The following is an 11214-nucleotide window of genomic DNA, read 5'->3' as shown; positions in this document are numbered from 1 at the left end:
CCCGGGGAAGCCCATGAGGTGTCCGAGCTGCGAGGCCGAGACCAAGGCGGGGAACAGGTTCTGCAGCAGATGCGGAGCACCGCTTGCGCTGACCTGCGCCGCTTGTGGCTCGCTGAACGAGCCGAGCGCCAGCTTCTGTGGCCAATGTGGCATGGGGCTCGCGCGGGAGGTTCGAGGAGGTGCCTTTGCGACGGAGCAGCCGCCGGGCCTTGGACCGGCCCCGCCGGCCGCGGAGCGCCGTCACTTGACGGTCATGTTTTGCGATATGGCCGGCTCGACGGCGCTTTCGAGTCGCCTCGATCCGGAGGACCTGAGGGAAGTTATCCGGGGGTTTCAGGACGCGTGCGTCCGGGCGATCCGTCGATTCGACGGCTTTATCGCGAAGTTCATGGGCGACGGCGTGCTGGCTTATTTCGGCTATCCAAGGGCTCATGAAGACGATGCCGAACGCGCCGTCAGAGCGGGACTCGCAGTCATCGATGTGATCAGCCAGCTGATGTTGCCGACCAAGGCGCGACTAGAGGTCCGAGTGGGCATCGCCACCGGTCTTGTGGTGGTCGGCGAGACGTTGGGTGAAGGATCATCTCAGGAGCAGGTGGTCATCGGCGAGACGCCGAACCTTGCAGCCCGCCTCCAGGGTATTGCCGAGCCGAACGCTGTCGTCATCGCCGACGGAACGAGACAGCTGCTCGGCAGGATATTCGACCTCGAGGATCTCGGCCCGCGGTTTCTCAAGGGAATGGCCAATCCAGTTCCGTCGTGGCGGGTCGTTGGCGAACACACGGCCGAAAGTCGCTTCGAGGCCGGGCAGGCTCAGCGAGCCACCGGTTTTTTTGGCCGCGAACGTGAGGTCGACCTTCTGATGGACCGCTGGGTTCAGGCGCAAAATGGCGAAGGTCAGGTCATCCTATTGTCCGGCGAGGCCGGAATTGGCAAGTCGCGGATCGTCGCGGCGCTGCGGGAGAAGATCGTCGACGAGGCTCACACGCGCATCGTGTATCAGTGCTCGCCTCATCATACGAATAGCCCGTTTTATCCCGTGATTTCCCAACTCGAGCGCGCGGCCGGGATTGCGCCTGACGACCCCGCTGAGACCAAGCTCGACAAGTTGGAACCGGTTCTAAGACGTTCGTTCTCGACGATCGATCATGTTGCGCCACTCTTCGCGACGCTCTTGTCGCTGCCATTCGAGGGCCGGTACGTAGCGCTCAGCCTCACGCCGCGAGAGCTGAAGGAGCGCACTTTACTAGCGCTCATCGAGCTGCTCGGCGGCCTCGCGAAGCAATGCCCCGTGTTATTCGTCCTGGAAGATGCACACTGGATTGATCCGACGACGCTTGATTTGTTTACGCGGACCATTGACCGGCTGCAGCGCTGGCCGGTCCTGCTGATTGTCACGTTCCGTCCCGAGTTCGCAGTGCCGTGGGGCCACTATCCCCACGTGACAACACTCGCTTTGAATCGGCTGGGGCAGCGCCATGTGGCAGCAATGATCGACAGATTAACAAATCGCAAGGTGGTGCCAGCCGACGTCCGGGACGAGATCATCGCTAAGACCGACGGAGTGCCGCTGTTCGTGGAAGAGCTCACTAAGGCAGTCCTGGGATCGGGGCTCCTCAAGGAGACCGCCGACCGCTATGTTCTGCACGGCCCGCTGCCTCCTCTCGCGATTCCAGGAACGCTGCACGACAGTCTGATGGCTAGGCTCGACCGCCTTGCGTCCGTGAGGGAGATCGCCCAGATCGGGGCCGCCATTGGAAGAGAGTTTTCCTACCAGCTGCTGGATGCCGTTGCGCCGGTTCACGACAAGGCGCTGGAGGACGCACTCGACCAGCTCAGCAAGGCGGACCTGATTTTTCCCAGGGGAGTGCTACCCGAAGCGACCTACATCTTCAAGCACGCGCTCGTGCAGGATGCCGCCTATCGAAGCCTCCTGCGCTCAACGCGTCGACAGCTCCATGGCCGCATCGCTCAAGCGATCACGGAGCTGACGCCCCAAATCGTTGAGACCCAACCCGAACTTCTCGCCCATCACTATGCGCAGGCGGGGCTCATCGATGATGCCATTGCTTATGGCCTGAGGGCAGGACGGCGCTCTGCGGCGCGTTCCGCCAACGAAGAAGCGATCACGCATTACACCAAAGCACTGGAGTTGCTGGCGACGAAATCGGAGGGAGCGGAGCGAGATCGGCTAGAGCTCGAGCTGCTGATCGCCCTTGGAGTTCCGACGATCGCGGCGCGCGGCTACATGGCCGCAGACATCGAAGTCATCTATGGCCGCGCCCGCCAATTGTGCGACAGAGTGCCGGATACGCTGCACTTATTCACCGTTCTACGCGGCCTCTGGAACGCGGCTTTCCTGCGACAGCCACTGCTCAAAGCGCAAGAACTGAGCAGCGAAGTCATGACCCTGGCGAATGCGGAGGGCGATGACACGCGCCGGGCGCTCGCTCATCGGGCGCAAGGCTGCTCCTTCTTCTTCCGCGGCGAATTCGGCCCAGGCTGGGAGAGTTTTCGTCGGGCCATTGATCTCTGGGATGTCGATAGGGCGCGGACGGAGATCCTCGTCTACGGCGAGGACCCAAGCGTGCTCTGCCGGGCCTATGGCTCGTGGTTGCAGTGGTGCCTGGGCTATCCAGACAAATCGGGCGTATTGATTTGCAAGGCCCTGGCCGATGCCGAACGGCTATCGAACCCTTTCATTTACGCTTTCGCGCTTGGCCTCGCATCGTTGCTACATATTCTTCGCAACGAATTTTCTCGGGCCATAGAGTACGCCGACGCCTCCTCGGCTATTTCCACCGAGCACGGGTTCCCGCAGTGGGCCGCCAACGCCATGATAATGAGAGGCCGCGCTCGCGCAGCGCTCGGCGTTGTTGAGGACGGTATCGCCGAGATGGAAGAGGGTTGGGCCGGTTGGCAGGCATTGGGCGGCAAGCTCATTACGACACACGTCACCGTCGCGCTCGCGGAGGCGTGTATGGGGGCAGGCCGAATGGCCGCGGGCCTCAATTGGATCAAGGTTGCTGCGGAGCATGCGCGGACGTTCCACGAAAGGTTTCTCGAGGCCGAGATCCATAGGGCGCACGGTGAACTGCTGCTCGCAAGGGGGGCGACGGGAGATGCGGAAGCCTGCCTTCGCCGCTCCATGAAGATCGCCCAACACCAAAAGGCTAAGTCTCTGGAACTGCGGACAGCCACGGTCTTGGCGCAACTCTGGCAGCACCAGGGCCAGCGAGAGGCGGCGTACGACCTAGTCGCGCCGATATACGGCTGGTTCAGCGAGGGGTTCGACAGCCCAGATCTGCGGAATGCGAGGGCGTTGCTGGATGATCTCGCATGAACGACAGGAAGTCGTGCGGGCCTTTATCCTCGTCGGCCAGGCTGCAAGTCTGCTTTGCCCCGATGAGTAGACGTCGCGCGAGAGTTTCCAAGTCAGTTTGCGGTCAAAATCGACACTTTGGCCCCGTGCCGATCACTTCCGGTGTACACCCGACTCCGGACATGTCGCTACACCGCTATAACTGATGCTTTGTGCCAGGAGCGGAACATGCTCTGAATGATCGCTCGTCGGCGATCTCACCGTTCAACTTACGTCCGAGACTGTCCCGAATGTCCGGATCACCTTCTTGTCTCGGAAATCGCCCTTCCAGAGTCTCCCGTTCCGGCTGTACGCGACCGCGACGACGACGGGGTAATCCAAAATGGTGAGTCTCAAGGAACATGCCCACGTGGTATAATTGCATGTCATCGGCATGCACGCGGTAGCGGAGCGGAGACCGAAACGCGCGAACCGACAGGGGGCTCCGTGCCGCGTCTGTACCGGTTGATCGCAGCTCGCATAATGAGATTGCGTTTGGTCGCTTCTCTTGGGATCAGCACAGCCTATACGCATGACCCGATGCGACCAGAACTCAACACGTGGTTCAAACGTCTCAAGAACAAGGTGGGCGAAGCGTGTCGTGACACCGGAGATGGCCACCACGCGGAGGCCGTCTGCGGCGCCGCTACATTCCTGGACCGGGTGGTTGATCCTCATGAGCAAACAATTGGCCAACTCACGCGACTGCGTGCGATTGCGTTATCAGCGGCGGCCCGCCGCAAAGAGGGATGACCGTCAGATTGCCGCGCGACCAGTCGAATGGCTTGATCAATTGCGGTGTAGAATTTTTGAGATGCAACGAGGTCGCATATCGAGATGAAAGAGCCATCGCTAGTCAACGACAGCCTTCTGAGGCAGCGCCTCACCGAGCTCGACTCGATAGCGAGCTGGGCGCCGCATATCCTTTCGGGCCTTGAGAGATTTATCCGCACCGCCGGCGACTATGATCTCTTTCGCGTCAATCCTATCCAATACGCGACTGCTACCGGCCTAAGTGAGGCCGAAGGAATTGCGCTGTTTGTGCACGCCGCGAAGGTGGGCCTGTTCGAGATGCAGTGGCTGCTCACCTGCGCCTATTGCCCGCAGGTCGCAGGCAGTTTTCGAGAGCTAGACCAGGTCCACCCACGTTTCCAGTGCGAGTTCTGCAACGCGCTCAACAATGTGACGCTAGACGACTACATCCAGGTCACCTTTACGGTCTCGAATGCCGTCCGCGATATCGTATTTCGTCATCCTGAGATGCTGTCCGTGGAGGACTACTACCTGCGTTATAACTTCTCCAAGGGCTTCAAGCCTCCGCACGGAATGACGCACGAGCAACTCGTCGCAGCACTCTCGCGGGGATTTGCCGACATCGAGGCTGACCAGCAGAGGAGCTTCGAATTTGACGTGACGGCTGGCCGTTTCGAGGTGCTCGATCTCAGTCATAAGCTACTTTTGGTTTTCTTCGCGAACGGTGAACCGGCAGAACCCCAAGGGACGCAGGTCCGGCTCGAGTCGGGTCGGTTCACAGTTCCGGATCGGCCTACTGGGCCGAGAGAAATGGTACTTGGCGATGGGCGCTTTGCGTTTCGACAGACGGCCGATCTTAGCCCAGGCAAGCACATCATTCAGATTGAGAACCGCACGAGCGATCGCGGCCGCTTCTGGTTCCTCCAGTATCCTTACCAGTTCGAGCCCCATCTGGTCGAGTATGAGCCATTTCTTTCCGGTAAGCGGCTGCTGCTCACTCCGTGCTTCGGCGAACTCTACAAGACACAATTGGTGGATGAGCGGGAGAGCCTGGCAGTCTCCGACATTACCTATCTGTTCACCGATCTAAAGGATTCCACTCCGTTGTATGAAAGCGTTGGCGACGTGAATGCCTATTTTCTCGTGCGTCAGCACTTCGACATCTTGAACAAGATCATTCGGGAGCGATCTGGCATCATGGTCAAGACGATCGGGGATGCAGTCATGGCTGGCTTCGAGCGTCCACAGGACGCCGTTCTTGCCTCCATCGAGATGGTCGAAGAACTGTCACGGTTCAACCAAACCGCTTCACGGCCGCTCGGCCTTAAGGTCGGTGTGCACAGAGGCAGAGCCATCGCCGTAAGGCTCAACGACCGGATTGATTACTTCGGGCAGGACGTGAACATCGCCGCCCGCGTGCAAGGTCTCGCCGGCGTCAACGAAGTTTGCCTGACAGAAGCGGTAATGGAAGCGCCCGGCGTCAGTGACATCGTCAAAGGACGACCGGCATCGCGCGACTACGAGAACTTGAAGGGCATCGGCCAGAAGATGGAAATTTATCGGATTGAAATCTCTCCGGCGTAGGGATGAACGACCGCTGGCCTCCGCTTCGCGGTAGTCCCATATGCTGCCAGACCGACAGACCGATTGTCGGCATTCGCCGCTGCGGTCATTTCCGTTCTGAGCCGTCACTAACCCATGATGACGTTCAACTTTCCACATGTTAATTGAGCCACGCAATCGGTTCGGCGCGATGTCTAAAAGTGCCGACTGTTTCCCGTATCGGGCACGTGGCTCACGCAAATTCAGAGTTGCTCACGCGCTAATCAGTCCCAGGTCCGCTCCGGGTCAATAGCGTCGTTCTAGTCGCCGCTAGTCACTTCCGGGTCTGCCCCGACAGACGGACGATTGGGGGCCCGCCCATGGGCAATCGCGTGGGCTTGATCCTTGGGGCGGTCCAATCGCGTACCGCCCTGTTTTTATGTGTGCTATCTGGTTGGGTGGCAAAATGGTAGCAGGAGAAGCCGATCATGACTGACGATCAGGTCAATCTCGTCGTTCAGCACCTTTGCGAGCAATTGCACTTGGCGCTCCGATTGAAGGACAGCGAGGCACATCCACCAAACGCCAAGGAAATTGGATTTGATCCTGCCTCTGTGAGAACTGTATTGCTGACCGGGTTGCGTTCGGCGGGTGTCACGACCCACCACGAGGCAGCCGGGGCGAGCGAAGAGCCGCCGTGGTCCTAAGAAGCAAACGCGGGACAGCAGCCCCGAGCCAACGTCTCAGTTGGGTCAAACCCAGAAATCACGGCGCGCACTGAAGAATCCGCTTTGCCCTCAAGAACACACATGGTCCGCCTGGCCTGTCAGGTCAGATAAGTGTGCCAATAGCCGACCTCGACAAGGCGACAGTCCAAGTTCGCGATGAATGGCCGTAAGGATGTGCACTCAAAGCGCGGACTACGCCCTTCTGATGCAGCGTCCTAACCAGCCTATCACCGCTTGAATAGGCGACGGCTTCGGACCTCTTATCGCCACGACCTCATGTAGCGCCACGTCGATAAACTGTGCCAGAGTACGCTTGCCTGACCTTGCTGCATCAACAATCGCATCGCCGATACGCGTTCTATTTTGGGCTGTATCGAAATTACCCGACAAATGTTTGCAGCCTAAATTGAGCGCTGTCATCATGTTCGCTTGGGTGTTGTCATCGAACTCCAGCATTTTTGCGGCCTCTGGGCCGAGGGATCGTATCCACTCTGCTTATAGGAAATCGATATGAGTCAGCGTGGGCTGGTATAAGTTTGGTATAAAGATAATCGGATGGACGCACTTACCGCCTTCGGCCTGTTTGCCGTCACCGCCATGCTAATCTGTTACGCGCTGGAAGATAGGAGCCCCTGGTTGATACTCGGGTTCGCGGGATCGTGCGCACTCGGTTCGGCGTATGGCTTCCTTCAGGGGGGCGTGGCCGTTCGGCGTAGTTGAGGCCATCTGGGCGGTTGTCGCGTTGAGGCGCTGGCAAATGAGATCGACCAGATAATTTGCCGCCAACCGAGGCGGCCTCGTTGGGGGCCATGTGAGACGCTCAGCAAGTGAATGATTTGCAATAGGTCTAATTGGCGTGATGGGGCTTGCTATCTGGGGCGGCGTAGCGGTCGTTGCGGTCAAGCTCCTGACAGGAAGCGGGGGCCAACTGAGACGGCCTTAGCTACAGCACGCGTCCTTGCCATTCTGCTGGATGGGCGGGCACGGCACGGTGCCGTAGGAGCAGAACACGCAGCAGTCGCCGGCCTTGGGCTTCAACCTGGTGCCGCAGCCGGTGCAGTCATAGAAGAACTGGCAGGCATCGGTCGGCATGGTTTCAGCCGATAGATGTCCGCAGACGGGACACGTCAAAGTCGATTGAAGTTGCATCGCCTCTCATAGATCGAGAAGAAGCCACTGAGTACCCTGACGGCCATATAACAGATCGAAGTATAGAACATTTCGTGGAAAGGTTGGACGGCGCTGTAGGCTGCGATCAGTCCAGCCTTAATGTCCGTTCAGGGTCATTCGCGTCGGTTTGGCCGGACCACGGCGACTTCCGGTCTACATCGGTGAACGGACATTCTCAGGATGGGAGACATGTCTCAAAGGTGCCACAAGCGGACTCATGCATCGCAGCATCATTCGATCATCTCGTCGGCGGTCGCGAGTAGCGCGATCGGGATACTCAGGCTTGACGGTTTTGAGATTGATCACCAAGCAGAAGCGTCCGGCCTGCTCGATCGGGAGTTCGGCGGCTTTCGCGCCTCGCGGGAGCTTTGCAACATAAGCGGCGGCCCGACGATCGAGGTCGAGGACTTCAGCGCCATAAGCAAGAAGGTCTTCTTCGACCGCCTCATTGTGAAAATGAGTACACCACGGGAGCACGAGCAGACCCTGGACATGCTTCAACGCCATGGTCTGGAATCCCGGACCTATGTCCTCCACCGAGCGTTTCACCACCGGAAGAGTCTCGAATTCTCGTCCCGCGGCGGTTTTTCTGAAATCCGGCTATCAACTGTGTATGAAATAGGTTGTCCGGACCGCAAAACGCGATGCTCGCGGCACCAATTCCGCTAGGAGCCCGAATTCTTGCTGCTTCCCCCGAAGGCGGTAAAGCCCGGTGCTAATTGAAGTTCATAATGCCAAAAGGCTCTTCGGGAGTAATTCGCAGCGGGTAACCGTCTGGCACTACTTTATCGAACTTTTTCGTTTCTTGAAAAGATGGAAGAAGAGGTGCCTTGAAAATCTTGTTAAAAATTTTATGCCGAGCTTCAGTTCGGGTGAAGAATTTGAATCCGTAATGTTCACGGTCAGACTCTTGCATCGAAAAGCGCCGCCAGTAACTTAACGAGGCGCTTTTGGCGGCCGACTGTTCCCACTTGGTATCTATGGACTGCGGACTTGCTTTCAGGAACGGTGGCGAAAGTGACATCCATTGATGATTGCCGTCGATAGAAAATATGGACGACGTTATAATATTGTCATTTCGATCATGATGATAATAGTCCTGAACCCCAACTGCTCGAGCAATGGCATTCAGGCCTTCAGCATTCAAAAGCGAAAGCTTCGCTAGCAAAATAGCATTGTAGGCGACACCGAAGTTCTGCACGGTGAAATGAGTCTGCCCCCGCTTGACGCCCATGTCATACAAGACCCGCGATGAAATGCTGTTGCGGGAGTTCGGAGGGAAAACCAATAGGGACTTCGATGTCTTATCCTGTGAAAAGATCTCATCCAACTTTTCACGCGAGATATCCATCTTTACGGCGTGGAGGATCAATTCCAAATTCACATCTTTGCGCTTGATGATCTTCGAAAATTCGTCGTGGGTTTGTTCGGCTATCTTGAAGGGAAGCTCTGCAACAAATTTATCAAATTCTTCCCGCGTCTTCTTAACAACCGGCGGCGCCATATGCATGGCGGCCTCGTCAATTGACGTTTTGAGATCTTCAAATCTTTTCTTGACCTCGATAACGGCGCAAGGTCCTGCCTGCTGAGGCACACCCAAAAAAGCCGGCTTATAACAGTCGAACCACTTCATCAGTGGCTCCCAAAAATGAGTCCGATTTTCAGGGGTCATGGTTACAAGGATGGCTTCGCCGTTGGCTTTGACATACTCCCTCATCGCCTTTTCGATATCCCCTATCCATCCTTCAACAACGGTCCGAAGCCCACCCGCCAAACGTAGAGCCAAATCCAATACCGCTTCCTCCTCAATGTGCTTGATCGCCAACATATCGGAATATGCTTTTTCGAGAGCCGCCCCAAATTTTCTCATCGTCTCTTTGGACTTCTCAAGATTGCCCTCAAGCTGCTTGAGCAGTTCTTTTTCAGCGGCCACTTTTAAGTTTGTAGCATTGATGCTCGCGTTGATCAGCGCTTGCGCTGCTGGCACTCCTTTGCACGCGTCCTCAACGCCCTTTTTGCACGCATCTAATTTGCCTTGATCAAGAAAGTCGGCGTCGCATACCCGGTCGGTTCTCCAAAACCCACCCGTGACAGCCGTGATCCACCGCGAGACCATTCGACAAGCACCTTTGGTTGTGTAGTCCGCTGCTTTACAGATTTTGTCAGCTTCTTTGCAGACAGTGTCCTTGAGATCTGCTCCCAATTTCGCTAGGTCTTTCTCTAGCTTAGCCACCTCATTTTCCGCGGCATTGATCTTTTTCGCGACTTCGATGGTCTCCTTTAAGCCATCGGCCATCTGGTTATATTGGGCCACTTGCGTCCTAATACCCAAGTGAACCAATTCTTTGCTCATGTCTTCGAGCTGATTTTGCCGTTTTGAAATTTCTTTGCTCGTACCCGAAAGCAATCGATGAATCTTTTGATGATATTCAAGAAGCTTTTGCGCTTCGTCCACGTTCAAAAAATAGTCCGTGTAGTACCAAAACACAATTTGTAGCACCAGGACATCGATCTTCTGAACGGCACAACCCTCGGCCAGCTTTATGCGCGACTTGTACTTTTTATAGCTGTCTATGAAGGCCGGCCTAAACTTTGGGCCCTTAATGATATTCTCGAAATCGTTATGGGGGGTATCCGAGGATTTGCTCTCCCGCTCACGAAAGTGATTGAAAAGATTCTCAGCCAGTTTCTCATCGGAAATTTCTGATTTCTTCTCACACAACGTCTTTTTCAACTCTTGGTGTAACTTATAAACTAAGTTGAAATGCGCCATCAGCGGCGTCTTTTCATACTGCTCTTGAATGTTTGGGTTAAAAACCAGGCTTCGGGTGAGGAAGTCCGCAGGCACAGCCAATTGATCGCCTTCCTTGATAAGTTGAGCAGGCCGCACCCCGCCTTTCATCGGCGGCGTATACTTTTCGATGAAATTTTCGAGGGCCATATGACGGTTTTCAACGGCCACTTCGCCGTCCACTAACACGAATACATCGCCGGAGAGCGTATTCACATAAGAGTGGGCAAACACGTCGGCCGATGCGTGAGCCAAACATCCGTAGGTAAACGCCAGCGCCTTCTGCCGCTCAACGGGGTCCGCGATCCCGCGCGCCTCGCGAAGCATGTGATTGAAAAATTCCCCCGTCCCGTAACCAACCCTTTCTAAAGCGTCGCCTTTCTCTCGGGTGATCCCGGGGTGAATGACCATTTGTCCCTCATAAATTCCCGGGTAGGCGTCGGGTCCCAAATTTCCCATAAGAAAGTAATTGGGATGGCTTTTGATCGCCGAGTAAGCATCATCACTTACTTTCAAGATCTGCTGCTGATCCTTTGTCCGGTCTAAGAACTTGAGGTAGAAGCAGGGAAATCCATTCTGTTGCATGCATTGGTTCAAGTCATTGATCACTTCCTGACCCACCCAAACATGGGTATTAACTTTGAATGCGAAGGCCTGACTCGACGAAAAAGCCGCGGCCAGAGCCACTATAAACGCTGAAATTCGCATGAAACTCCCCTTCCCTCTTTCAAAACGGAACTAAGTGGGGTCTGCAATTTCTATGGTCGAGCGGGGGGAAGCGCATAAAATGGGCGGCTCCCCCCAGACGCTGCGCACCGAAAAGAGTAGGCCAAAATCCAAGAAATTGGAAAATAAAAACCCCAAAGGGT

Annotated in this window: 7 protein-coding genes and 2 pseudogenes; 5 read left to right on the top strand and 4 right to left on the bottom strand. The window is 56.3% G+C overall.

Translation table 11 applies throughout. The features are described from left to right. Positions 1–13 precede the first annotated feature (13 nt). From JQ567_RS39060 to JQ567_RS15665, 4 genes and pseudogenes are all read left to right on the top strand, one after another. Positions 14–139 (top strand): annotated as a pseudogene (locus JQ567_RS39060) (double zinc ribbon domain-containing protein); the annotation flags it as partial. Positions 140–244: 105 nt separating this feature from the next. Next, positions 245–3343, top strand: coding sequence for an AAA family ATPase (locus JQ567_RS15675; RefSeq protein ID WP_283816508.1), 3099 nt, complete (start codon positions 245–247; stop codon positions 3341–3343). 855 nt (positions 3344–4198) lie between these two features. Then, positions 4199–5698, top strand: coding sequence for an adenylate/guanylate cyclase domain-containing protein (locus tag JQ567_RS15670; RefSeq protein WP_212439661.1), 1500 nt, complete (start codon positions 4199–4201; stop codon positions 5696–5698). Positions 5699–6144: 446 nt separating this feature from the next. Beyond that, positions 6145–6363, top strand: coding sequence for a hypothetical protein (locus JQ567_RS15665; protein WP_212269310.1), 219 nt, complete (start codon positions 6145–6147; stop codon positions 6361–6363). Between the two features lie 213 nt (positions 6364–6576). Here the strand turns inward: JQ567_RS15665 and JQ567_RS15660 are convergent, their stop codons facing one another. Beyond that, complete coding sequence (locus JQ567_RS15660; protein ID WP_212439660.1) at positions 6577–6840, bottom strand: hypothetical protein; 264 nt, start codon at positions 6838–6840, stop codon at positions 6577–6579. 99 nt (positions 6841–6939) lie between these two features. On the opposite strand from JQ567_RS15660, the pseudogene JQ567_RS38165 reads away from it, so the two are divergent. After that, positions 6940–7159 (top strand): annotated as a pseudogene (locus tag JQ567_RS38165) (hypothetical protein). A 164-nt stretch (positions 7160–7323) separates the two neighbouring features. Here the strand turns inward: JQ567_RS38165 and JQ567_RS15655 are convergent. From JQ567_RS15655 to JQ567_RS15645, 3 genes are all read right to left on the bottom strand, one after another. Then, complete coding sequence (locus tag JQ567_RS15655; protein ID WP_212439659.1) at positions 7324–7533, bottom strand: GDCCVxC domain-containing (seleno)protein; 210 nt, start codon at positions 7531–7533, stop codon at positions 7324–7326. Positions 7534–7707: 174 nt separating this feature from the next. After that, positions 7708–8061 carry a hypothetical protein gene (locus JQ567_RS15650; RefSeq protein ID WP_212439658.1) on the bottom strand — a complete coding sequence of 118 codons (354 nt, stop codon included), beginning with the start codon at positions 8059–8061 and terminating at the stop codon, positions 7708–7710. Between the two features lie 208 nt (positions 8062–8269). Next, positions 8270–11053: a zinc dependent phospholipase C family protein gene (locus JQ567_RS15645; protein WP_212439657.1), complete on the bottom strand. Its 2784-nt coding sequence runs from the start codon at positions 11051–11053 to the stop codon at positions 8270–8272. Positions 11054–11214: the final 161 nt, after the last annotated feature.

The sequence above is a fragment of the Bradyrhizobium sp. AUGA SZCCT0431 genome (assembly GCF_018131065.1).
Classification (GTDB): domain Bacteria; phylum Pseudomonadota; class Alphaproteobacteria; order Rhizobiales; family Xanthobacteraceae; genus Bradyrhizobium.
The sequence above is the reverse complement of the archived record's forward strand: the minus strand, read 5'-3'. Positions and strand labels throughout refer to the sequence as shown.

Excerpts from the sequence above, each read along its gene's own strand:
- JQ567_RS15670 (WP_212439661.1), top strand. The coding sequence starts at position 4,199 with ATGAAAGAGCCATCGCTAGTCAACGACAGCCTTCTGAGGCAGCGCCTC.
- JQ567_RS15645 (WP_212439657.1), bottom strand. The coding sequence starts at position 11,053 with ATGCGAATTTCAGCGTTTATAGTGGCTCTGGCCGCGGCTTTTTCGTCG.
- JQ567_RS15650 (WP_212439658.1), bottom strand. The coding sequence starts at position 8,061 with ATGGCGTTGAAGCATGTCCAGGGTCTGCTCGTGCTCCCGTGGTGTACT.
- JQ567_RS15655 (WP_212439659.1), bottom strand. The coding sequence starts at position 7,533 with ATGCAACTTCAATCGACTTTGACGTGTCCCGTCTGCGGACATCTATCG.
- JQ567_RS15660 (WP_212439660.1), bottom strand. The coding sequence starts at position 6,840 with ATGCTGGAGTTCGATGACAACACCCAAGCGAACATGATGACAGCGCTC.
- JQ567_RS15665 (WP_212269310.1), top strand. The coding sequence starts at position 6,145 with ATGACTGACGATCAGGTCAATCTCGTCGTTCAGCACCTTTGCGAGCAA.